Genomic DNA, 22526 nt, shown 5'->3' on the forward strand with positions numbered 1-22526 from the left:
GACGGAGAGTTCCTCGGGGGTTACCCATGGCTGTTCCCAGACCGCAGACGCGTCAGTTCGAGGCGTTCATGACGAACCTGTCGTACGCCCGGCGCATGGTCGAAGCGGGCAGGATGCTCACCCCTTTCAACTCGCCCACCATCGACATCGACGACTTCTATCGCGCGGCCTGGGTGCAGGCTGTCGCCGCGATCGACCACTGGCTGCACGAGGAAGTGCTGCGCCGCGTCGCGGAACTGGCGGCCAAGGACAGCCCCGACATGCCGTATCAGCTGCGTGTTTACGAATTGCCGCTGCACAGGGTCGAGGCGGTGAAGCGAGGCGAGGTCACGGTGTCCGAGGCTGTCGTCGAGCACCTGCGTGACAAGCTCGCCCCTCAGTCCCTCCAACATCCCGGCAAGATCTCCGAGGTACTCAAGCTCGTCACGGAGAAGAAGGTCTGGTACGAGGCCGCGGGATGGATCAACCAGACGTTCTTCCAGGGGCGCACCTCGCTGAACGAGAAGACGCTTCGCAGCCGCTACCTGGAGATCACTCAGCGACGCAACAAGATCGCGCATGACGCCGACCTGATCGACGGCGACCTGAAGCAACGTCGCCCCATCGACGAGGCCGCCGTCAACGATGCGATCGACTGGATCGAGCGCATCGCGCTCGCCGTCGCTCACGTCCTCGACGAAGAGGGGTGACCGGCGGTCGGGAGGCGGCGGGTGGGCAGGGGCGCGGGAGCGGCGCCCTCGTAGGGTGGGCTCATGACGCAACTGCCCGCCCGGCGTCTCCTCCTGGTGCACGCGCACCCGGACGACGAGTCGATCAACAACGGCGCGACCATGGCCAAGTACGCGGCCGAGGGTGCCCATGTGACCCTGGTCACCTGCACCCTCGGCGAGCACGGCGAGGTCATTCCCCCCGAGCTGCACCACCTGACCGGCGCCGAGCTGGGCGAACACCGCCTGGGCGAGCTCGCCGCCGCGATGCGCGAGCTCGGCGTCGAGGACTTCCGTCTCCTCGGCGGAAAGGGCCGCTACGAGGACTCCGGGATGATGGGCATCGCCGACAACGACGACCCCGGCTGCCTCTGGCAGGCGGACGTCGACGACGCGGCCCGGGCTCTCGTCGAGGTGGTCCTGGAGGTACGCCCCCAGGTCCTCGTCACCTACGACCCCGACGGCGGATACGGCCACCCCGACCACATCCAGGCCCACCGCATCGCCATGCGCGCTGCCGAGCTGGCCGCCGAGGCCGGATGGCGGATCCCCAAGATCTACTGGAACCGCGTCCCGCGCACCGTCGCCGAGGAGGCCTTCGCCCGGCTTCAGGCGGATCTGCCCGGACTGCCCTTCAGCAAGGCGGCCACCGTCGACGGCGTACCAGGTGTCGTGGCCGACGAGCGGATCACCACCGTGATCGACGGCACCGCGTACGCCGCCGCCAAGGCCGCCGCCATGCGGGCGCACGCCACCCAGATCGACGTGGCCGACCTGTACTTCGCGCTCTCCAACGAGCTCGCGCAGCCTCTCTTCACCACCGAGTACTACGAGTTGGTGCGCGGGGACAGGGCCGCGGAGACGGAGTCCGACCTGTTCGCCGGTGTCGCCGGTACCGGTGCCGAGGAGGCGTCATGAGCTCGATGCTCGCCCAGCCCCTGAAGCGGCCCTCCGGTCTGCGGGTCCTCGCCTACCTCGGGCTCTTCGTGCTCGGTGCCGTCGTCGGGGTGGCCGGGGCACTGGTGCAGCCCGCGTGGTTCCCGGGCGGCCTGCTGCTCGCGCTCGCGGGCGAGGCCGGGCTCTGTCTGGGCGCCGGCCGGGCGACGGGCAGCCGGGCCGGGGCCGTCGCGCCCGCCGGCGGCTGGATGATCACCGTCATTCTGCTCACCGCCAGCCGCCCGGAGGGCGACTTCGTCTTCGGCACGGGAGCCGCCTCCTACCTCTTCCTGCTCGGTGGCATGGCGGTGGCTGTGATCTGCGCCACCCTTGCCCCCGTGCGGCAACCGGACGCCGACGGCGTCCGACATGGCAAGTGACGTACCACTTCTCCACAACCCACTCGTGCGAGTCCCGTGTGGGTTTCCCAGGCGGTCGTGGGATGCGGGCCGGAAGTGGCCAGTATGGTGGTGCGCGCCGCCGAACCGGCCAAAGCAATGAGGCCGAACAGGCGGTGGAGCCAACCGGGAGAACCTGCCTTGAGTCGTGAAACTGACACTCCGTCCTCCGGGCCCAACGGGCGCGGCGGAGCCGCATACCCCTCGGGCACGCCGCCGTACGGGACCCCCATGGCTTCCGACAGCGGTGCGGAGGCGGGCCGTTCGGCCGCGCAGCCGGAGGAACGCAAGACCGAGACCACGCTGACGACCCGGATCCGGATCAACATCCCGGGGTCGCGGCCCATTCCGCCGGTCGTCGTGCGCAAGCCCGTCGCCGAGGCCGAGAGCTCCGGCGCCGTCGCGGACCCCGAGCCGTCGGCGCCGTCCGCCCCCACCTCCACGTCCACGGGCACCGCCGAGGCTCCGGCCGAGCCCGCGGCGCAGGCGGGGGAGAAGACGAGCGACTGGTTCGCGCCGCGCAAGTCCTCCGCGCCCAAGGGCGGTCAGGGCGGAGCGTCCACGAACGGGGCCGGTCTGCCCGGCGGTTCGGGCCCCGGCGCGGGCGGCCCCGGTGGCGCGGGCACGGATGCCGGTGCGCCCGGCGGTGCGCGGCCCGGTACCGGGCGGCCCGGTGGGGTCGTCGGTTCGATGGGCGTGCCCGGCGGCTCCCGCCCCGGCGGCGCGAACGGCACCCGGTCCGACGCGGGATCCCGTCCCGGCGGTGCGAAGGGCGCGGGGCTCCCCGGCGCGACCGGCGGACCCGTGGCTCCCGGGCACGGCGGCGGCACCGGTTCCTTCGACGTGACCGAGGCCCTGGCGGCAGGCGCGCTGGGCAACGGCAACGGCAACGGCTCACGCCCCGGCGGCGAGGCGCGCCGTGACGACCTGCCGTACTTTTCGGACAACGGCAGCGGCGGCCAGAACGGTCAGGGCGGCCAGAACGGCTACGGCACGCAGGGCGGCCCCAATGGCCCGGCCGGTTACGGCCCCCAGGGCGGCCAGGGCGGCTTCGACCCCTCCGCCGACTTCAACGCCCCCAACGACTTCAACGCCCCCAACGACTTCAACGCCCCGAACGGCTTCGACGGCTCCGGCGACTTCAACGGGCCGAGCGACTTCGGCGGCCCGAACGGCCGCGGCGGCCAGGGCGGCCCGCAGGGTCCCTCCGGCCCGACGACCGGTCCGGTCACCGGCGACGGTCCGGCGGTGCCGCCGGCGCCCGGCGGGGGACAGGGCGGACTCGGCGGGCGCGGTGGCCCGAGCGGTCCCGGCGGTCCGGGTGGTTCCGGCATCTCCGCCGGCCCGGGCGGTCCGGGCGGCTCCGGCATTTCGACGGGCCCGAGCAGGCCCGGTGGCCCCGGCAACGGTCTGGGCGGCGGCCCCGCCGGCCCGAGTGGTCCTCCCGGACCCGCGGGCCCCGGCGGTCCGGGTGGTTCCGGTATCTCCGCCGGCCCCGGCACCTCGCCCCACACCGCGGGCCTCGGCCCCGGCGGCGGCATGAGCGACGACACCGCCATCCTCACCCCGCAGAAACCGGCCCCCGAGCCCGGCACCCCGCACTACGGCGGCGTCGCCGACAACGTCTCCGGCCACACCGTCACGAGTGGCATCCCCGTCGTGCCCTCCGGCGCGCAGAGCGGGCCCTTCGGGCCGGGCGGCACCGACGCGCCCGGGCCGCACACGCCCCCGAAGCTGCCCGAGCCGGACACGTCGAGCGCCCCGGCCTCCCGCGCGCCCAAGAAGAAGGGCCGCAACAAGCTGGCGCTGGCCGGCGGCGGAGTGATCGTCCTCCTCGGCGGCGTCTACGGCGTCGGCCTGCTGATGGCCCACTCCGACGTGCCCAAGGGCACCACCGTGCTCGGCGTCGACATCGGCGGCGGCACCCGCGACGAAGCGGTGAAGAAGCTCAACGACGCCTTCGACAAGCGGGTCAACCAGCCGCTGAAGCTGTCGGTGGGCGGCAGGACCGTCACACTGGAGCCGGACCAGGCCGGCCTGCAGTTCAACATGCAGGACACGGTCAGCGCGGCCGCGACCAGCGACTACAACCCGGTGTCGGTCATCGGCGCGCTGTTCGGCCAGGAGCGCGTCGTCGACCCGGTCATGCCCACCGACGAGGAGAAGCTGCACGCCGCCCTGGAGCAGGTCTCCGGCGGCTCCGGCTCGGTGACCGAGGGCACGGTCTCCTTCAAGTCGGGCAAGGCGGTCGCCGTGTACGGCAAGCCCGGCAAGGGTATCGACGTCGCCAAGTCGACCTCGGCGGTCGAGGAGGCGTACCGCACCCAGGTGGAGACGGGCAACCCCTCCCCGGTGCAGGTCGCGACCACCACCCGCCAGCCGACGGTCACGAACGCCGAAGTCGACCGGTTCATGAAGGAGTTCGCCGAGCCGGCGATGGCCGCCAAGGTCACGGTCCAGACGGACGCCTCCCACAGCATCCCGTTCGGCGCGCTGTCCCTGCCGAAGATCCTCGGCGTCAAGGCCATCGACGGCAAGCTCGTGGACACGTACGACCTCAAGGCGCTCAAGGCGGCGTACGGCGCCACCTTCGACGGCGTGCAGATCAACGGCGCGAGCGGCAAGCGTGACGTCCTGCCGGAGGACGTCGCCTCCGCCCTGCGCAAGGCCCTGCGCGGCAAGACGCCGGCGGAGCGCACCGTCACCATCGACACCAACCCGACGTAGCGCAGCTGCTCGGACCAGGGGGCACCCGGCACACGCGGGGTGCCCCCTGGCCGTCGTATGACATCTGTCATCCGGCACTCAGGACCACCGACACTGCCGGACCGGGGGTGCCGGGAGCCACTCTTGATCACATGACGACGACAGTGGTCGGATTCGACCAGGTGACCAAGAGCTACGGGAGTGTGCGGGCCGTCGACGGGCTGACGCTCGCGCTGCACCCGGGGGAGACCGTGGCCCTGCTGGGTCCGAACGGGGCGGGCAAGTCGACCACGCTCGACCTGCTGCTCGGCCTCAGGCAGCCCGACAGCGGCACGGTGCGGATCTTCGGTGGCGAGCCCCGCGAGGCCATCGTCGCCGGGCGGGTGGGCGCCATGCTGCAGAGCGGCGGGCTGATGGACGAGGTGACCGTCGCCGAGCTGGTACGGCTCGCCTGCGACCTGCACCCGAGGCCGTACCAGGTCTCCGACGTCCTGAGCCGCGCGGGCATCGCGCAGATCGCCGACCGCAAGGTCGACAAGCTCTCCGGCGGCCAGGCCCAGCGCGTCCGCTTCGCCCTCGCCACCGCGGGCGACAGCGACCTGATCGTCCTGGACGAGCCGACCACCGGCATGGACGTCACCACCCGCCAGGCCTTCTGGGCCACCATGCGCGAACAGGCCGAGCAGGGCCGTACGGTCCTCTTCGCCACCCACTACCTGGAAGAGGCCGACGCCATCGCCGACCGTGTGCTGGTGCTGCATCGCGGGCGCCTGCTGACCGATGGCACGGCGGCCGAGATCAAGGCCAAGGCGGGGGCCCGCAGGATCTCCTTCGACCTGCCCGACGGCCCGGTCGACGAGGCCGCGCTGCGGTCGCTGCCCTTCCTCAGGACGCTCGACATATCCGGCCGTACCGTCCGCATCCAGTCCTCCGACGCCGACGCGACCGTCCACTCCCTCTACGGGCTCGGCCTGTACCCCCGCAACCTCGAAGTCGCCGGGCTCGGACTCGAGCAGGCGTTCGTCGCCATCACCACCGCCGAGGAGGCACGTACGTCATGAAGGGCCTGATCCGGCTGGAACTCACCCGCGCCCTGCGCAACCGCAAGTTCCTCTTCTTCTCGGTGCTCTATCCGTCCATCCTGTTCCTGCTGATCGCGGGCACCGCCGACAGCACGACCAGGATCGACGGCACGGGCCTGACCCTGCCGACCTACATGATGGTCTCGATGGCCTCCTTCGGCGCCCTGACGGCCGTCCTGATGGGCAACAGCGAGCGCATCGCCAAGGAGCGCGAGAGCGGCTGGGTACGGCAGCTGCGGCTGACGACCCTGCCGGGCCGCGGGTACGTCCTGGCCAAGACCGCGAGCGCCGCCGTGGTCAGCCTGCCGTCCATCGTGATCGTCTTCGCCGTCGCCGCGATCGTGAAGGACGTACGCCTCGACGCCTGGCAGTGGCTCGCGCTGACCGGGTCGATCTGGGCCGGCAGCCTCGTCTTCGCCGCGCTCGGCGTGGCCCTCGGCTACCTCGCGAGCGGGGACGCGGTCCGCCCGATCACGATGATCACCTACTTCGGGCTGTCCATCCTCGGCGGCCTGTGGATGCCGACCACGTCCTTCCCGTCCTGGCTGCAGGACATCGCCACCTGGGTGCCCACACACGCGTACGCTGCCCTCGGGCAGGCGATCGAACAGAGCCAGGCCCCCCATGCGAAGGACATCGCCATCCTCGCCGTCTTCTTCGCCCTGTTCACCGGCGGCGCGGCCTGGCTGTACCGGAAGGACACGCTGAAGGCGTGAGCAGCGTCGGCATCGGGCAGCGCCCGCAGAACCGCAGACAGCAGGTCGTCAAGTTCCTCTGGATCGGGATCTGGCTCGCGTACCTGAGCGCACCCGTGGGTGACCTGCTGCACGGCGGACACAGCGACGGAGTCCGCGTCCTCGGCTGGATCGGCCTCGTCGCCTTCGTCGCCTGGTATTTCGCCCTGGTCTTCCGCACCGGGCGCGGCGAGACCAATGGCGTGGTGCTCGGCTCGGTGGCGGTCCTGGCCGCCCAGTCGACGGTCCTCGCGCTCACGCTGGGTCGGGAGTGGCTCGTCCTGTTCGTGTACGTGGCGATCTCCTCCGGCGCCGCCCTGCCGTTCCACCTCGCCCGCTGGACGATCCCGGCCGTGTCCGCCCTGCTGACCGGGGTCGCATTCGTGGTCCCTGGTGGCACGTCGTTCCTGTGGGGCCTGCTCTTCCCGGCCCTCCTCGGCGGCTTCTCCATGACCGGCGTACGCCAACTGATCCGTACGACCATCGAGTTGCGTGAGGCCCGTGCCACGGTCGCCCACCTCGCTGCCAACGAGGAACGCTTGCGCCTCGCCCGCGACCTGCACGACCTGCTGGGCCACTCGCTGTCGCTGATCACGCTGAAGAGCGAGCTGGCGGGCCGGATGCTCCCCGGCCACCCCGAGAAGGCGGCCCAGCAGGTCGCCGACATCGAACAGGTCAGCCGCCAGGCCCTGGTGGACGTACGCGAGGCGGTGACCGGCTACCGGCGCCCCCGTCTGACCGCCGAACTCGCCGGAGCCAAGGTGGCCTTGACGGCGGCCGGCGTCACCGCCGGCCTGCCCGCCGAGGACCCGGACCTCTCCGGCGTCCCCGAGGAGAGCGAGTCCGCCCTCGCCTGGGCGCTGCGCGAGGCCGTCACCAACGTCGTACGGCACAGCGGAGCCGGCCGCTGCACCGTCGACCTGGTCCGCCGCCAGACCCTCGACGGACCGGTGCTCGAACTCTCCGTCGAGGACAACGGCTCGGGCGGCGCGGGCAACGGTCCCGGCAACGGCCTCACCGGCCTCACCGAACGCCTGGAGAAGGCGGGCGGCACCCTGGAGGCGGGCGGGAGCAGGCAGGGCTTCCGCCTGGTCGCCCGCGTGCCGGCGGGCCCGGCGGCCGACGTAGGATCCGCCCCATGACGAGCCGCACGATCAAGGTCCTCCTGGCCGAGGACCAGTCGATGGTCCGCGAGGCCCTGGCCGCCCTGCTCGGCCTGGAGGACGACATCGAGGTCGTCGCCCAGGTGGCCCGCGGCGACGAGGTCCTGACGGCGGCGCGCGAGCACGACGTGGACGTGGCCCTCCTCGACATAGAGATGCCCGGCGCGACCGGCATCGAGGCGGCGGCCCTCCTGCACCGCGAGCTGCCCGCCGTGAAGCTGGTCGTCCTCACCACCTTCGGCCGCCCCGGCTACCTGCGCAGCGCGATGGAGTCGGGCGCCGACGCCTTCCTGGTCAAGGACGCACCGGCGGCCCAACTGGCCGAGGCGGTACGCAAGGTACTGGCGGGGGAGCGGGTCATCGACCCGACCTTGGCAGCAGCGGCCCTGGCAGAGGGCGCCAACCCTCTGACCGACCGGGAGCGAGAGGTCCTGCGAGCAGCAGAGGACGGCTCCACGAACGCGGAGCTGGCAGCCGCCCTGCACCTGTCGCAGGGCACGGTGCGGAACTACCTGTCGACGGCGATCCAGAAGCTGGCGGTCCGGAACAGGGCGGAGGCGGTGCGGATCGCACGAGAAAAGGGGTGGCTGTAGCGCCTCTTGAGGGGCGCGGGGAACTGCGCGACAAGCCACGACGAAGCCGCAGTCGCATGACAACAGGACCCCTGACGGCGAATAGGCGAACCGTCAGTTCAACATCGCCCGAGCCGCCCTGGCCTGCCCCCGCACCCGCTCCGCCGCGGCAGCATCAACCCCGCTGATCAACTCCGCGTACTCCTCCAACCCCACGGCCCCCTCGACGAAGTCCCCCCGCTGCACCAGCAACTGCGCCCGCTCGAACCGCAGCCGCGCCGGATGCGAGGGCAGCAGCAGCGACAACTCCACCGCCCACAGGGCCACGTCCGACCGCTCGGGCCGCGTCGCCGCCCAGGCCCGGACGTTGTTCAGAATCCGCAGCACCACATCCAGGGGATCGGCCGGCGTCAGCATCGACGGATCCAGCGGCGCCCCCGTGGCCCCGGCCACCAGCATCTCCGCATCGCCCCCGGTCAGCACCCGCCCCCCGTCGAACGGATCGGCGAGCACCTGCTCATCGGCCGGCCCGAACCCCACGACGAAGTGACCGGGCAGCGCGACCCCGTACACCGGCGCCCCCGCCCGCCGGGCGACCTCCATCCACACCACCGACAGCAGAATCGGCAGCCCCCTGCGCCGCACCAGCACCTGATGCAGCAACGACGACTCCAGCCGCTGATAATCGGCGGCGGAGCCCCGGAACCCGTACCGCTCCCCGAGCAGCTCCCGCAGGGCGACCGCCCACGCCCGCGGCCCTCCGGGCCGGAACGGCAGCTGCCCCGCCAGCCCGTCCAGCTCCACCTGCACCGCATCCATGCCCGTCTCGTCCAGCGCCCCGTCCGCCTCGGCCCCCACCAGCAGACAGAGCATGGACAGATCGGGCCGCTCGGACCGCGCCTCTTCGGCGAACCGCCGCCGCAGCTCGGCGGAGCGCTCGGGGGACGGGGGATAGGGGGGACGCATAGCTGGCTCGTGCCCTTTCACGGCGATCCGTACCGCAGCTGACGGCGATTGCTCACAGTGATCGATAGTGGTGGTACGCATGATGCGCGGAGAACCCCATCCCGGCGTACAGCTCCCGCGCCCCCACGTTCTCCGTCTCGACCTGCAGCCACGCCGCCGACGCCCCCTCGTCGAGCGCCCGCCGGGCCAGCGCGGCCATCACCCGGGTCGCCAGACCCTGCCGCCGCAGCGCCGGATCCACCTCCACGGCGGCGAACCCGGCCCACCGCCCGTCCACGACACACCGCCCGATCGCGGCAGGCGCACCACCCGCCGCACCGGGCACGGTCGCGAACCACACCGACGGCCCGCTCCCCAGCACCTCCAGGGCCACCTCGCTCACCCCCTTGCGCTGATACCGCGCAAGCCAAGCCTCGTCCGCCTCCCGGGACAGCACCACTCCGGCGCCCTCATCTGCGTCGGCGACCGGCGCCAGCGCCCCGATCCACATCTCGGCGGACACCTCCCGCACCCACCCCAGCCGCTCCAGCTCCGCACACAGCAGCTCCTGCGTGCCCTCGGCCCCCGTCGCGGTCTGGACATACGCCGGGAGCCCACGGTCGCCGTACCAGCGCCGTACGATGTCGAGCGCGGCCTCAAGGGGCATCCCGGGGTCGCCGAGCGGCAGCACCGAGTTGGCGCGGCGGGTGAACCCGGACGCGGCCCGCAGTTCCCACTCGCCGAGCCGTTCGCTCTCCGCCGGCCGCCACGCGCGCGTGGCGACGCGAGCGAGTTCCTCGTACGTGGCGGAGGGCCCCCGGCGACGGGCCGGGGCACCCGGCACCACCTTCCCCGCGACCAGCGACGATTCCGCGATGCGGACGGTCTCGCCGCTCTTCCGTGTGATCAGCAGCACACCGTCGTCCCACGATGCGAGAACACCCACCGTGTCGGTGAACTTCTCACCCGGAGACGCAGGATCGTTCAGGCGGCGTACGGAGACCCGTTTGCCCACGTCAGCAGCGGTGATACGGACCTCAAGGCGCCCTGTCGCAGAGATTTCCACAGGTCGGTCGACCCCTCCTGTTCGGATCATGCCCAAGAACGGAGATACTAGGGGCGGGCATCGACGACGCCGCGCTCCCGCGCGCCAGGCGGCGGAGCCTGAGGAGGCCCGCCAGCGCCCTATCGAGGAGGAACGACAGCGTGACTTACGTCATCGCGCAGCCTTGTGTCGACGTCAAGGACAAGGCGTGCATCGAGGAGTGCCCGGTCGACTGCATCTACGAGGGCTCCCGGTCCTTGTACATCCACCCGGACGAATGCGTCGACTGCGGAGCCTGTGAGCCGGTCTGCCCGGTCGAGGCGATCTTCTACGAGGACGACGTGCCGGAGGAGTGGAAGGACTACTACAAGGCGAACGTCGAGTTCTTCGACGAGCTCGGCTCGCCCGGCGGCGCCAGCAAGCTGGGTCTGATCGAGCGCGACCACCCGTTCGTCGCCGCGCTGCCGCCGCAGGCCGAGTAACACCACCGGCGACCCGCACCGCGTGCCGCCTCGGTCCCGTACGGTCTGATCACCTTGATCGCCGTACGGGACCGAGGCGTTGCCATATCCGGCAGTACCAGAAAGTGAGCGAGATCCCGTGTCCGCAGTCTCCGACCGCCTTCCGGCCTTCCCCTGGGACAAGCTGGAGCCGTACAAGAAGACGGCCGCCGCGCACCCGGACGGCATCGTCGACCTCTCCGTCGGCACGCCGGTCGACCCGGTCCCCGAGCTGATCCAGAAGGCCCTGATCGACGCGGCGGACTCTCCGGGCTATCCGACGGTCTGGGGCACCCCGGCGCTGCGCGACGCGATCACCGGCTGGGTGGAGCGCCGCCTGGGCGCCCGCGAGGTCACCCACCGCCACGTCCTGCCCATCGTCGGCTCCAAGGAACTGGTCGCCTGGCTCCCCACCCAGCTGGGCCTCGGCCCCGGCGACAAGGTGGCCTACCCGCGGCTGGCCTACCCGACGTACGAGGTGGGCGCCCGCCTCGCCCGCGCGGATTACGAGGTGTACGACGACCCGACGGAGCTGGACCCGCGGGGCCTGAAGCTGCTCTGGCTGAACTCGCCGTCGAACCCCACGGGCAAGGTCCTCTCCCAGCAGGAGCTCACCCGGATCGTGGCGTGGGCCCGCTCGCACGGCATCCTGATCTTCTCGGACGAGTGCTACCTGGAGCTGGGCTGGGAGGCCGACCCGGTCTCGGTCCTGCACCCGGACGTGAACGGCGGCTCCTACGAGGGCATCGTGGCCGTCCACTCGCTGTCCAAGCGCTCGAACCTGGCGGGCTACCGTGCCGCCTTCCTGGCCGGCGACCCGGCGGTCCTGTCGCCCCTGCTGGAGATCCGCAAGCACGGCGGCATGATGACGTCGGCGCCCACCCAGGCGGCGGTCGTCGCGGCCCTGGGCGACGACGAGCACGTCCGCATCCAGCGCGACCGCTACGCGGCCCGCCGCAACGCGCTCCGAGACGCCCTGGAGTCCCACGGCTTCCGCATCGAGCACAGCGAGGCCAGCCTCTACCTCTGGGCCACGAAGAACGAGTCCTGCTGGACCACGGTCGCCCACCTCGCCGACCTCGGCATCCTGGTGGCCCCGGGCGACTTCTACGGCGAGGCGGGCGCCCAGCACGTACGGGTGGCCTTTACGGCGACGGACGAACGGGTGAGGGCGGCGGTACAGCGCCTGGCGTAACGGCGTCTGTGGCTTGCCGCGGCTGGCGCTGTGTCGTCACTGCCGCTACCGCGGTGGGCAGTCGTTCCGCAGGGCGGAACGGGTGGGCACAGCCTGCAGCGCCGGGCGCAAGCCGAACAGCCCCGGCCCCTGCCGACGTAGGACACGCAAAAGCCGACGGGGCCCAGGGAACTCCCTGAACCCCGTCGGCGGCTCAAGTCAGGCGCATGCCGACCGTCAGCCGAGCGGAAGCGCCTGCACCGGCAGAGACCCGGTCTTCGGCGTGTTCTGCGTGGCCGCACCGGCCGCGTCACCGAGGACGGTCCCGACCGACCCGGCCACGCCACCCGCGGTCTCCTGCGCCGCGGGCGTCGCCTTCTTCGCAACCTTGCTGCCGGCCTTGGCCGCGGTCGGCACCGCCTTCTTCGCGGTCTTGCCGCCGGTCTTGGTCACCTTGTCGCCGGCCTTCGTCGCGGTCGGCAGTGCCTTGTCGACCGCCGTGTCGACGGCGCCACCGGCGATCCCGGTGGCGTTCTGAGCCGCGCCGTCGACGACGCTCGTGCCGTCCAGGGCGGTCAGCCCGCCGACCTTCGAGGCGTCGGGCAGTTCGGGGGCCGCGCTGGCGGAGCCGGCCGCACCGACCCCGGCAGCCGCTCCCGCAGCGACGAGCAGCGCGGCACGGGCGATCCGGCGGGTCAGGGGGAGGGACATGATGCTCCTTCGACGGATATGTCGGATGAGAACGATGAAGTGTCCGTCTGTGCCCGGCAGTTGACCGACTGGCTGTTGATCTCCGGGCTCGGACGCAGTGACTACCGCTCGAAGCCCGCGAAGGTTGCGGCGCCGCAATGTAAAGAGTTGGCAATGCGTCGCATTATCGCCTGCGGATAAAAACGGTCAAAACGCGCCCGGCGAGAAAGTCTGCGGAATCCTTACAGCCCTTTGTTCTCAAGGCCTTTGACCGATATGAGGGTGACCGCGCGAAAACCTGCGCACGCCGTCGCCGGCCGGCTCTCCGGGTAACCCGTGGGAGTGGGTTCCCGAACGGCTGCGCGCACTGCTTCCGGCCCTAGTGAGTCGTGACGATACGGACCGAGTCCAGCCCGCTCCCGGCCTCCGAGCCACCCCGCGCCGCGCTCGCCCGCCACTGGCTGTCGGTGTTCCCGGCGGTCCACTCCCGCCCGGCGTACGACACCCGCTGGATGTGCAGGTCGGAGGCGTTGGCCACGGCCCAGTGGGCCAGCTGCCACCCCCGTTCGCGGACCCCGCGCCCGCCGGAACCCTTGTCGGCGGTCACGGGCAGCTGGACGGTGTTCCCGTCGCTCTCGACCACGGAGGGAGTGGGCGTGGCCCGTGCGGAGCCCAGCTCGGCGGCGGTCGACTCCAGCCGCCCGAAGTCCCTTGCGAGCGCCGCCCGTACGGCGTCCGGACCCGCGTCCCGCGTGGCCGCGGGGCGCCCCTCGCAGGTCAGCGTCGCGGCCGAACGCCCCGTGAGGGCGGCGGCGAGCAGGGTCGCGTCCGGTTCGTGCTTGGCGTACGCCTCGGGAAAGCCGCTGCGCTGGACGCGCTGCGCGGCGACGGTGAGCGGCAGTTCCCGGTAGCCGCGGACCTTGACCAGGTGCTCGTAGAAGATGCCGGACGAATAGATCGGGTCCAGGATCTCCTTCTCCGTGCCCCACCCCTGCGAGGGCCGCTGCTGGAACAGGCCCAGCGAGTCCCGGTCGCCGTGCCTGATGTTGCGCAGCCCCGACTCCTGCAGCGCGGTGGCGAGGGCGATCGTCACGGCCCGCTCGGGCAGCCCGCGTCCGGTGCCGACGGCCGCGATCGCCGCGGCGTTCACCGCCTGCTCCGGCGTGAACTCGTACCGCGCGCCGTCGCCCCTGCCGGAGACGACCGCGCAGCCCGGCGCTCCTGTGCCTCCGGTGACGTACTGCACCGTGAGGTACCCCGCGACGGCGAGCAGGACCAGGAAGGCCGCCCCGCGACGCAGGAGGCGGCCACGACGTGTGGAGGAGGGAGACGGCTCTGGCACGTGCTCCAAGGTAGCCGAGGTTACTGAGTGGTATGGGTCCTGTGGGGAAAGTGGGCCGACGGCCCGGCACGTTAGGGTCGGCAGCATGGCCGACACCTCTTTGGACCTCACGCTGGACGCCGCGAAGCTCACCGCGCAGCTCGTCGACTTCCCCTCCGTCAGCGGCACCGAACAGCCCCTCGCGGACGCCATCGAGACCGCCCTGCGCGCCCTGCCGCACCTCACGGTCGAGCGGTACGGCAACAACGTCGTGGCGCGGACGAACCTGGGGCGGCCGGAGCGCGTGATCCTGGCCGGCCACATCGACACCGTGCCGATCGCGGACAACGTCCCGTCGCGGCTGGACGAGGACGGTGTCCTGTGGGGCTGCGGCACCTGCGACATGAAGTCGGGCGTCGCGGTCCAGCTGCGCATCGCGGCGACGGTGCCGGCCCCCAACCGCGACCTGACCTTCGTCTTCTACGACAACGAAGAGGTGACCGCGGACCTCAACGGCCTCAAGCACGTCGCCGAGAACCGTCCGGAGTGGCTGGAGGGCGACTTCGCGGTGCTGCTGGAGCCGTCCGACGGCGAGGTGGAGGGCGGCTGCCAGGGCACGCTGCGGGTGTTGTTGAAGACGACGGGTGAGCGGGCCCACTCGGCGCGCGGCTGGATGGGCTCGAACGCGATCCACGCGGCGGCCCCGATCCTGGCGAAGCTGGCCTCGTACGAGCCGCGCTATCCGGTGATCGACGGCCTGGAGTACCGCGAGGGCCTCAACGCGGTCGGCATCTCCGGCGGCGTGGCGGGCAACGTCATCCCCGACGAATGCGTCGTGAGCGTCAACTTCCGCTACGCGCCGGACCGCACCGAGGAGGAGGCCATCGCGCACGTCCGCGAGGTCTTCGCCGACTGCGGCGTCGAGGAGTTCGTGGTGGACGACCACAGCGGCGGCGCGCTGCCGGGCCTGTCCCACCCGGCGGCCGCGGCGTTCATGAGGGCGGTCGGGGGCACCCCCCGCCCCAAGTACGGCTGGACGGACGTCTCCCGCTTCTCGTCCCTGGGCATCCCGGCGGTCAACTACGGCCCCGGCAACCCGCACTTGGCGCACAAGCGGGACGAACGGGTGGAGACCGCGAAGATCCTGGCCGGGGAGGAGCGGCTGAGGGCCTGGCTCACGGCGTAGCGCCGGGGGACGGGCGCCGGGACCGGACTCCGGCGATGGCGGTTCATGGCGGTCATGCTCACGTCCCCCGTCCGTAACCCGCGTGGATCTACGCTGAGGTGGAACGACCTGCAAGTCCCGCAGGCCCCGCAGCGGAGGGAGCGCACATGGCTACCGGCAACCCCGAGGGGAAGAAGCAGCCACCGTCGGAGCAGCGGCTCGGACCGGTCATCCGGAGGCGGAGCCAGGTGACGGCGAGCACGACCGACCAGCGGCTGCTGGATGTGGGCGGGCCGTCCGACTGGGTCCACACGGACCCGTGGCGTGTCCTGCGCATCCAGTCGGAGTTCATCGAGGGCTTCGGCACCCTCGCCGAACTCCCGTCCGCGATCAGCGTGTTCGGCTCGGCCCGCACACCGGTCGACTCGCCGGAGTACGAGGCCGGGGTCCGCCTCGGCCGAGGCCTGGTCGAGGCGGGCTTCGCGGTGATCACGGGCGGTGGCCCCGGTGCCATGGAGGCGGCGAACAAGGGCGCGTGCGAGGCGGGCGGCATCTCGGTCGGCCTCGGCATCGAGCTGCCCTTCGAACAGGGCCTGAACCCCTACGTCGACATCGGCCTGAACTTCCGCTACTTCTTCGTCCGCAAGATGATGTTCGTCAAGTACGCCCAGGGTTTCGTGGTCCTCCCCGGCGGCCTCGGCACCCTCGACGAACTCTTCGAGGCCCTCACCCTCGTCCAGACCCAGAAGGTCACCCGCTTCCCGATCGTCCTGTTCGGCAGCGAGTACTGGGGCGGCCTGGTCGACTGGCTGAAGAACACGCTGGTCGCCCAGGGCAAGGCATCGGAGAAGGACCTGCTGCTGTTCCACGTCACGGACGACGTGGACGAGGCGGTGGCGTTGGTGTCGAAGGAGGCGGGCCGCTAGCGCGGGCCGCTGGGCGCGGGGCTCAGGCCGAGAGCGCGGCGCCTGTGGAGGCGCGGTACCAGGGGCTCCGCCCCCGACCCCGCCCGACTTCGCTTGCGCCGCGGGGCTGACGCCGGGTTGCGCGACGAACGGCCGTAGGAGGCTGGTCGCGCAGTTCCCCGCGCCCCTTAGGGCGATGCCGGTCCGCTTCTTTCAACCCCACCCACCCGCAGGGGGCGGCCACCTCTGGACGCCGGTCACGGCATTTCAGCCCGTCCGGCGTTTGAGGACGAGGCCCTTTCGAGGCCGACGGGGGTCCAGGGGGCGGCAGCCCCCTGGCGGGGTCGAAGGGGCGGAGCCCCTTCAAGGATGGGACGGGTAGGGGCGGCGGGGGCGAGGAAAGTCGTCCGAGCCACCCGCCCCGAGGGCCTACGCCAGCCCCCGACGCGCCACCGCCGGAGCCCGGTGCCCCGCGATCGACGCCACCATGTCCAGGACCTGCCGCGTCTCCGCCACCTCATGCACCCGGTACACCTGCGCCCCCAGCCACGCCGACACCGCAGTCGTCGCCAAGGTCCCCACCACCCGCTCCTTCACCGGCTTGTCCAACGTCTCCCCGACGAAGTCCTTGTTCGACAGCGACACCAGCACCGGCCACCCCGTCTCCACCATCTCCCCCAACCGCCGAGTCGCCTCAAGACTGTGCCGCGTGTTCTTCCCGAAGTCGTGCCCGGGATCGATCAGGATCGACTCCCGCGGCACCCCCAGCGCCAACGCCCGCTCGGCCAACCCCACCGTCACCCGCAGAATGTCGGCCATGACGTCGTCGTACGTCACCCGATGCGGTCGGGTCCGAGGCTCCGCACCCCCCGCATGCGTACACACCAGCCCCACCCCGTACCGCGCAGCGACCTCCGCCAGCCCCGGATCCACCCCACCCCACGCGTCGTTCAGCAGATCCGCCCCGGCCTCGCACACCGCCGCCCCGACCTCGGCCCGCCAGGTGTCCACACTGATCACGACATCCGGAAACCGCCGCCGCACCTCGGCCACGAACCCGACCGTCCGCCGCGCCTCCTCCTCGGCGGTCACCTCTTCCCCCGGCCCGGCCTTGACCCCACCGATGTCGATGATCGCCGCGCCCTCGGCCACGGCCTGCTCCACGCGCGCGAGGGCGGGCTCGTCGCGGAACGTAGCCCCTTGGTCGTAGAAGGAGTCCGGGGTCCGGTTCACGATCGCCATGATCACCGGCTCGTGCGTGTCGAACTCACGCCTGCCCAGCCTGAGCATCCCCTGTGACCTCTCCTCGTACGTCCTGGCAAGTCGCCGGCCTTCGGCCGCCTGCGACCCTAACTGTCAGAGTCGCATGGCACGATCGGACACTGACACACTCGACCGCTCGCATTCACCGACCGTGGGGGCCACAGCGATGGTTATGTTCTTGTTCCTGGTCGTCGCGCTCGCCGTCGTGGTCGCCGCGGTGACACTCGCCGTGGTGGGCGGCGGCGAGGGCGACGGCCCGCTGCCGGAGGCGGCCCCCGAGCGCCTGCAGGACCTGCTGCCGCTGGACCGCCCGGTCGACCGCGGCGACATCGACAGCCTCCGCTTCCCGCTCGCCGCCCGCGGCTACCGCATGGCCGACGTCGACGACGCCCTCAGCCGCCTCGGCGCCGAGCTCGCCGAGCGCGACGCCCGTATCGCGGACCTGGAGTCCGCGCTGGCCGGAGCCCAGGCGTCGGCCGGCGGACGCGTGTCGATGGAGAAGCCCGCCCAGGAGGACCAGCAGTGAGCGACGGTACGGCCCTCGCCGGCCCGGACGGCGTGTTGCGCTGCCCCTGGGCCCTGTCCACCCCGGACTACGTGACGTACCACGACGAGGAGTGGGGCCGCCCGGTCCACGGCGACGACGCGCTCTACGAACGCCTCAGCCTGGAAGCCTTCCAGTCCGGCCTGTCCTGGATCACGATCCTGCGCCGCCGCCCGGGCTTCCGCACCGCCTTCGCCGACTTCAAGATCGCCGAGGTCGCCGCCTTCACCGACACCGACCGCGACCGTCTCCTCGCCGACCCGGGCATCATCCGCAACCGAGCCAAGATCGACGCGACCCTGGCCAACGCGCGCGTGCTGGCCGATTGGTCGCCGGGCGAGCTGGACGAACTGATCTGGTCCCACGCCCCGGACCCGGTCGGCCGCCCGGTCCCGAAGTCCCTGGCGGACGTCCCGGCGGTCACCCCGGAATCGACGGCTCTGTCCAAGGCCCTGAAGAAGCGCGGCCTGCGCTTCGTGGGCCCGACGACGGCATACGCCCTGATGCAGGCGTGCGGTCTGGTCGACGACCACTTGGAAGCATGCGTGACGAGGAGCGCCCCGTAAGGGGCGCGGGGAACTGCGCGCTCAACCCCCATGAACCCGCAGTCCCCGACGACGCTGCAGCCCCGAGCTCACCGGCCCAAATACTTGGGCTTCTCCTTGTTCACGAAGGCCTGCACCGCGATCGCATGGTCCTCGGACGACCCCGCCCGCGTCTGCAGCTCGTCCTCCTTCTCCAAGGTCTCCTCAAGAGAGTGCGACAGCCCGAACGCCACCGCTTCCTTGATCGCCGCATACGCCACCGTCGGTCCGTCGGCCAGCGCCCGAGCCACCTTCTCGGCCTCGGCCCGCAGCTCGGCAGCCGGCACCAGCCGGTTCGCGATCCCCAGCTCGTAGGCCTCCTGCGCCTTGATGTTCCTGGGGAAGAGCAGCAGGTCGGCGGCGCGGCCGGCGCCGATCACGCGCGGCAGGGTCCAGGAGATCCCGGAGTCGGCCGTCAGGGCCACGCCCGCGAACGACGTGTTGAAGGCAGCCGTATCCGCCACCACTCGGTAGTCCGCAGCCAGCGCGAACCCGAAGCCCGCCCCGGCCGCGACCCCGTTCACCCCGGCCACCACAGGCTTCGCCATGGACGTCAGCGCGGTCACGATCGGGTTGTAGTGCTCCCGCACGGTGGTCATCGTCTGCCCGGACCCCGTCTCCCGATCGGCGGCCAGCAGCCCGATGTGCTCCTTGAGGTCCTGCCCCACACAGAACGCCCGCTCTCCGGCCGCCGTCAGCAGCACGGCCCGTACGGCGTCGTCGGCGGAAGCCGCCTGCACCGCCTCGCGCAGGGCGACCTTGGCCTCGATGTTCAGCGCGTTCATCGCCTCGGGGCGGTTCAGCGTGATCGTCGCGAGCCCGTCGCTCACCTCGTAGAGCACGGTGTCGGCCATGGGTATCCCCTCCGGTTCGCGGCTGCGGCGTACTCGTCGGTACGCACTTGTCTGAGGGACAGCATGGCGGAGATCACCGGCAACCGGTCATGTGACCTGCGTCAAAGAATGCGTGTCCGATTCTGTTCGGCCGAATCGTGTGCGGTGGCGCAGTATCGCAGTCACATCGCCGAATTGAGTGGTTTTGCTCGCGCGCGTTGCCCAAGCGATGCCGACTGATGTTGGTCATCGGGTCCTGAGATGCGGGATAATGGCTGGGAAGCAATGTGTTCGATGCCGGTGTCGCGTGTCTCATGCCAGATGCGCGTGCCCTCCCATGGGGCCGTCGGCTTTGACTATGAGCTGGTTTCAGGAAGGGGAACGAGCATGGCGGCCATGAAGCCGCGGACGGGCGATGGCCCGCTCGAGGTGACCAAGGAGGGGCGGGGCATCGTCATGCGCGTTCCGCTCGAAGGCGGCGGTCGGCTCGTCGTCGAGCTGACCCCTGACGAGGCCGACGCACTCGGCGACGCCCTCAAGAAGGTCGTCGGCTGACGCGGACAGCGACCCTACCCTTTCGGCGACCCCGGCATCGCACACGGTGCCGGGGTCGCTGCTTTCCCGGTACGTCCGCGGTCAGGTGGCGGGGCGGTCAGCGCGCTTCACGGCGCACAGCAGCCCGTCCCCCACCGGCAGCAGTGACGGCACCAGCTCCTGGCTCTCGCGCACCGCGCGCAGCAGCTCCCGGATGCGTATGACCTCCGTGGGCTGCGGGCCCGAGTCCACCGTGCGGCCGTTGGCGAAGACGCCCTCGAAGACGACGAGGCCACCCGGACGCAGCAGACGCAACGATTCAGCGAGATAGTCGAGAAACTCCAGCCGGTCGCCGTCACAGAAGACGAGGTCGTAACCGGCGTCCGCGAGGCGGGGCAGGACGTCCAGGGCACGGCCCGGGATGAAGCGGGCGCGGTTGCTGGCGAAGCCGGAGGCGCGGAAGGCCTGTCGGGCGAACTGCTGGTGCTCCGGTTCGGGGTCGACGGTGGTCAGGACGCCGTCGGGGCGCATGCCGTGCAGGAGGTGGATACCGGAGACGCCGGTGCCGGTGCCGATCTCGGCCACCGCCTTGGCGTCCACCGAGGCGGCCAGCAGTCGCAGCGCGGCGCCCGTGCCGGGCGACACCGAGCGCAGCCCCGCCTCGCGGGCCCGGTCACGGGCCCAGCGCAGGACGTCGTCCTCGGCGACGTAGGCGTCGGCGAACGCCCAGCTCGTCTGCCGGTTGCCGGTAATGGCCCTCTCCTTGCCCCGTGGTTGCCTGGGCGTGACTGTATCCGTTGCGCGCGGGAACCCGCAGATGGGACCGGGCGTTTAGAGGGGTGGGAAGACGAGCGGGGGGACACAGTTGGATCACGATGACGAACGAGACCGCGAGCAAGTGCTGACGCAGGCCCACCAGCCGTATCAGCCCAGATCAAATTCTCGTAAAACCGCTTATCCGGAGCTAACGGGCGAGGTGGCTATGGTAGGGGCTCCACTGGACACCACCAGAGCCGACAGGGGAGGTGCGGCTGCGCCTGTGGATCGGGGAGGAGTGCTGCGGCGCTTTCTCGGATCGGCGGGCAGGCCGAAATCCGTGAACGACACCGCTGACCACAGCCACGCCGGCGACTACGCCCAGACCGCGACCTTCTCCACCGACGCGGACGGGCAGGCGTGGACTCCGCCCACCTGGGAGGAGATCGTCAGCACGCACAGCGGCCGCGTCTACCGGCTGGCGTACCGCCTCACCGGTAACCAGCACGACGCCGAGGACCTCACCCAGGAGGTCTTCGTCCGAGTGTTCCGCTCCCTGTCGACCTATACGCCGGGCACCTTCGAGGGCTGGCTGCACCGCATCACCACGAACCTCTTCCTGGACATGGTCCGCCGCAAGCAGCGCATCCGCTTCGACGCGCTGGGCGAGGACGCCGCCGAGCGGCTGGCCAGCAAGGAACCCACCCCGCAGCAGGTCTTCAACGACGCGCACTTCGACGCGGACGTCCAGCAGGCCCTGGACACCCTCGCGCCCGAGTTCCGCGCCGCGGTCGTCCTGTGCGACATCGAAGGACTGTCGTACGAGGAGATCGCCGCGACCCTGGGCGTCAAGCTCGGCACGGTCCGGTCCCGTATCCACCGCGGCCGCTCGCAGCTGCGCAAGGCCCTCGCCCACCGCTCGCCGGAGGCGCGCGCCGAGCGCCGCTCCTTCGTGCCACGTGTGGCCGCGCTGGGGGGAGGGGGCGCGACCGCGTGAGTGGCTCCCGACCCGACCCCGCCGAACGGCTCCTGGCAGAGCAGCATCTGGGAGACCGACTCTCCGCCCTCGTCGACGGAGAGCTCGGTCATGAGACGCGCGAGCGCGTCCTGGCCCACCTGGCGACGTGCGCCAAGTGCAAGGCCGAGGTCGACGCTCAGCGCCGGCTGAAGAACGTCTTCGCGGAAGCGGCCCCGCCGCCTCCGTCCGAGAGTTTCCTGGCCCGCCTTCAGGGCCTCCCCGGGGGAGGTGACCTGGACAGCGGTGGCTCGCCGCTGGGCGGGGGAGGATTCGGAGGACTGCCCGGGCGGCCGGGAGCCACCGGGGTGTTCGGAGTGAAGCGGGGCGACCGCTTCGAGTTCGGATACGTCCCGTCGCGTCCGCATGCCCCGGCGCTCCCCGCCTCGGACCGCGGGTTCCGTACCCATCCCGTGGGCCGTCAGGACGCCGATCGCTCCGGGTCCTCCCGGATGCGGTTCGCGTTGGTCGCGGCGGGGGCCGTGTCACTGGCGGCCATCTCACTGGGCGGCGTCACGGCGAGCGCGCCGACCGACGCCGAGGCGCGCGGCGGCTCGGGCGGCAGCAATGCGACACCGGCGCGGACACAGGGAACCGGCGCCGCGACGGCACCCGAGAACCAGCGCCGCCGCGCGATCGGCCCGCTGCTCGCCCAGGGGCAGGGGCAGCGGACGCCGGCCGCCCCGACCGCCCCGACCGAGGTGTCGGCCCCTCTCCTGCCCGGGATGCCGGCCCAGCCCGCCGACCAGGAGATGCACACCCTGACGGCGCCCGTGGTGGCCGGCGCGGCCGCCATGTCGCCGCTGATACGCCCGCTCAGCGCGACCCCGCCGCTCACCCTCACCTCGTGGTCCAAGACCCCCGAGATCACGGCGACCCCCGACCTGCTCGCCGCACCCGTCCCCGACGCGACGTCAGCTCCCTCCACCTCGCCCGCCACCGGCCACTGACCCG

24 protein-coding genes are annotated in these 22526 nt (G+C 71.6%); 17 read left to right on the forward strand and 7 right to left on the reverse strand.

Annotation, left to right across the window (positions count from 1 at the left end; translation table 11 throughout):
• Positions 1–68 precede the first annotated feature (68 nt).
• The 8 genes from ACIBU0_RS10275 (at position 69) to ACIBU0_RS10310 (ending at position 8319) form a co-directional block, all read left to right on the forward strand.
• Positions 69–689: a hypothetical protein gene (locus tag ACIBU0_RS10275; RefSeq protein ID WP_398814628.1), complete on the forward strand. Its 621-nt coding sequence runs from the start codon at positions 69–71 to the stop codon at positions 687–689.
• A 63-nt stretch (positions 690–752) separates the two neighbouring features.
• Entirely contained in the window at positions 753–1625 is an 873-nt protein-coding gene (gene mshB, locus ACIBU0_RS10280) for an N-acetyl-1-D-myo-inositol-2-amino-2-deoxy-alpha-D-glucopyranoside deacetylase (protein WP_398814631.1), read from the forward strand.
• Positions 1622–2023: a DUF6113 family protein gene (locus ACIBU0_RS10285; RefSeq protein WP_398814634.1), complete on the forward strand. Its 402-nt coding sequence runs from the start codon at positions 1622–1624 to the stop codon at positions 2021–2023. Before mshB ends, ACIBU0_RS10285 begins: the two co-directional genes overlap by 4 nt.
• Positions 2024–2272: 249 nt before the next feature.
• Complete coding sequence (locus tag ACIBU0_RS10290; protein WP_398814637.1) at positions 2273–4768, forward strand: hypothetical protein; 2496 nt, start codon at positions 2273–2275, stop codon at positions 4766–4768.
• 131 nt (positions 4769–4899) lie between these two features.
• A complete protein-coding gene (locus ACIBU0_RS10295) occupies positions 4900–5808 on the forward strand; it encodes an ABC transporter ATP-binding protein (RefSeq protein ID WP_398814640.1) in 909 nt (302 codons plus the stop codon).
• Positions 5805–6545, forward strand: a complete 741-nt coding sequence (locus tag ACIBU0_RS10300; RefSeq protein WP_398814644.1) for an ABC transporter permease — start codon at positions 5805–5807, stop codon at positions 6543–6545. Before ACIBU0_RS10295 ends, ACIBU0_RS10300 begins: the two co-directional genes overlap by 4 nt.
• The gene (locus tag ACIBU0_RS10305; RefSeq protein ID WP_398814647.1) at positions 6542–7705 is read left to right on the forward strand and encodes a sensor histidine kinase; all 1164 of its coding nucleotides are present in this window, start codon (positions 6542–6544) and stop codon (positions 7703–7705) included. The genes ACIBU0_RS10300 and ACIBU0_RS10305 overlap by 4 nt, the downstream gene beginning before the upstream one ends.
• Positions 7702–8319, forward strand: coding sequence for a response regulator transcription factor (locus tag ACIBU0_RS10310; protein ID WP_398814650.1), 618 nt, complete (start codon positions 7702–7704; stop codon positions 8317–8319). The genes ACIBU0_RS10305 and ACIBU0_RS10310 overlap by 4 nt, the downstream gene beginning before the upstream one ends.
• 93 nt (positions 8320–8412) lie before the next feature.
• On the opposite strand, the gene ACIBU0_RS10315 is transcribed toward ACIBU0_RS10310, so the two are convergent.
• Both ACIBU0_RS10315 and ACIBU0_RS10320 read right to left on the reverse strand, forming a co-directional pair.
• Positions 8413–9264: a tetratricopeptide repeat protein gene (locus tag ACIBU0_RS10315; RefSeq protein WP_398814652.1), complete on the reverse strand. Its 852-nt coding sequence runs from the start codon at positions 9262–9264 to the stop codon at positions 8413–8415.
• 52 nt (positions 9265–9316) lie between these two features.
• Positions 9317–10339: a GNAT family N-acetyltransferase gene (locus tag ACIBU0_RS10320; protein ID WP_398814655.1), complete on the reverse strand. Its 1023-nt coding sequence runs from the start codon at positions 10337–10339 to the stop codon at positions 9317–9319.
• A 110-nt stretch (positions 10340–10449) separates the two neighbouring features.
• Between ACIBU0_RS10320 and fdxA the strand changes: the two genes are divergently transcribed.
• Both fdxA and ACIBU0_RS10330 read left to right on the forward strand, forming a co-directional pair.
• A complete protein-coding gene (gene fdxA, locus ACIBU0_RS10325; protein ID WP_003998156.1) occupies positions 10450–10770 on the forward strand; it encodes a ferredoxin in 321 nt (106 codons plus the stop codon).
• A 118-nt stretch (positions 10771–10888) separates the two neighbouring features.
• Positions 10889–11983, forward strand: a complete 1095-nt coding sequence (locus tag ACIBU0_RS10330) for a bifunctional succinyldiaminopimelate transaminase/glutamate-prephenate aminotransferase (protein ID WP_398814659.1) — start codon at positions 10889–10891, stop codon at positions 11981–11983.
• A 216-nt stretch (positions 11984–12199) separates the two neighbouring features.
• On the opposite strand, the gene ACIBU0_RS10335 is transcribed toward ACIBU0_RS10330, so the two are convergent.
• A complete protein-coding gene (locus ACIBU0_RS10335; protein WP_398814662.1) occupies positions 12200–12673 on the reverse strand; it encodes an ATP-binding protein in 474 nt (157 codons plus the stop codon).
• Positions 12674–13031: 358 nt separating this feature from the next.
• Entirely contained in the window at positions 13032–13994 is a 963-nt protein-coding gene (locus ACIBU0_RS10340) for a heavy metal transporter (RefSeq protein WP_398814665.1), read from the reverse strand.
• 85 nt (positions 13995–14079) lie between these two features.
• On the opposite strand from ACIBU0_RS10340, the gene dapE reads away from it, so the two are divergent.
• Both dapE and ACIBU0_RS10350 read left to right on the forward strand, forming a co-directional pair.
• The gene (gene dapE, locus ACIBU0_RS10345) at positions 14080–15159 is read left to right on the forward strand and encodes a succinyl-diaminopimelate desuccinylase (protein ID WP_398814668.1); all 1080 of its coding nucleotides are present in this window, start codon (positions 14080–14082) and stop codon (positions 15157–15159) included.
• Between the two features lie 146 nt (positions 15160–15305).
• Complete coding sequence (locus tag ACIBU0_RS10350; RefSeq protein WP_398814671.1) at positions 15306–16064, forward strand: TIGR00730 family Rossman fold protein; 759 nt, start codon at positions 15306–15308, stop codon at positions 16062–16064.
• 408 nt (positions 16065–16472) lie between these two features.
• On the opposite strand, the gene folP is transcribed toward ACIBU0_RS10350, so the two are convergent.
• Complete coding sequence (gene folP, locus ACIBU0_RS10355) at positions 16473–17333, reverse strand: dihydropteroate synthase (RefSeq protein WP_398814674.1); 861 nt, start codon at positions 17331–17333, stop codon at positions 16473–16475.
• A 145-nt stretch (positions 17334–17478) separates the two neighbouring features.
• Between folP and ACIBU0_RS10360 the strand changes: the two genes are divergently transcribed.
• Complete coding sequence (locus ACIBU0_RS10360; RefSeq protein WP_398815537.1) at positions 17479–17832, forward strand: DivIVA domain-containing protein; 354 nt, start codon at positions 17479–17481, stop codon at positions 17830–17832.
• Complete coding sequence (locus ACIBU0_RS10365; RefSeq protein ID WP_398814677.1) at positions 17829–18416, forward strand: DNA-3-methyladenine glycosylase I; 588 nt, start codon at positions 17829–17831, stop codon at positions 18414–18416. Before ACIBU0_RS10360 ends, ACIBU0_RS10365 begins: the two co-directional genes overlap by 4 nt.
• Positions 18417–18484: 68 nt before the next feature.
• Here ACIBU0_RS10365 and ACIBU0_RS10370 read toward each other — a convergent pair whose 3' ends face one another.
• A complete protein-coding gene (locus ACIBU0_RS10370; protein WP_398814680.1) occupies positions 18485–19288 on the reverse strand; it encodes an enoyl-CoA hydratase/isomerase family protein in 804 nt (267 codons plus the stop codon).
• 366 nt (positions 19289–19654) lie between these two features.
• On the opposite strand from ACIBU0_RS10370, the gene ACIBU0_RS10375 reads away from it, so the two are divergent.
• Positions 19655–19822, forward strand: coding sequence for a DUF3117 domain-containing protein (locus ACIBU0_RS10375; RefSeq protein ID WP_003966491.1), 168 nt, complete (start codon positions 19655–19657; stop codon positions 19820–19822).
• 81 nt (positions 19823–19903) lie between these two features.
• Here ACIBU0_RS10375 and ACIBU0_RS10380 read toward each other — a convergent pair whose 3' ends face one another.
• Positions 19904–20554 (reverse strand): O-methyltransferase, encoded by a 651-nt coding sequence (locus ACIBU0_RS10380; RefSeq protein ID WP_398815540.1) that lies wholly within the window; start codon positions 20552–20554, stop codon positions 19904–19906.
• A 301-nt stretch (positions 20555–20855) separates the two neighbouring features.
• On the opposite strand from ACIBU0_RS10380, the gene sigE reads away from it, so the two are divergent.
• Positions 20856–21554 (forward strand): RNA polymerase sigma factor SigE, encoded by a 699-nt coding sequence (gene sigE, locus ACIBU0_RS10385; protein ID WP_128434766.1) that lies wholly within the window; start codon positions 20856–20858, stop codon positions 21552–21554.
• Positions 21551–22522, forward strand: coding sequence for a zf-HC2 domain-containing protein (locus ACIBU0_RS10390; protein WP_398814683.1), 972 nt, complete (start codon positions 21551–21553; stop codon positions 22520–22522). The genes sigE and ACIBU0_RS10390 overlap by 4 nt, the downstream gene beginning before the upstream one ends.
• The last annotated feature ends 4 nt before the right edge of the window (positions 22523–22526 follow it).

The sequence above is a fragment of the Streptomyces sp. NPDC049627 genome, assembly GCF_044465645.1.
GTDB lineage: Bacteria > Actinomycetota > Actinomycetes > Streptomycetales > Streptomycetaceae > Streptomyces.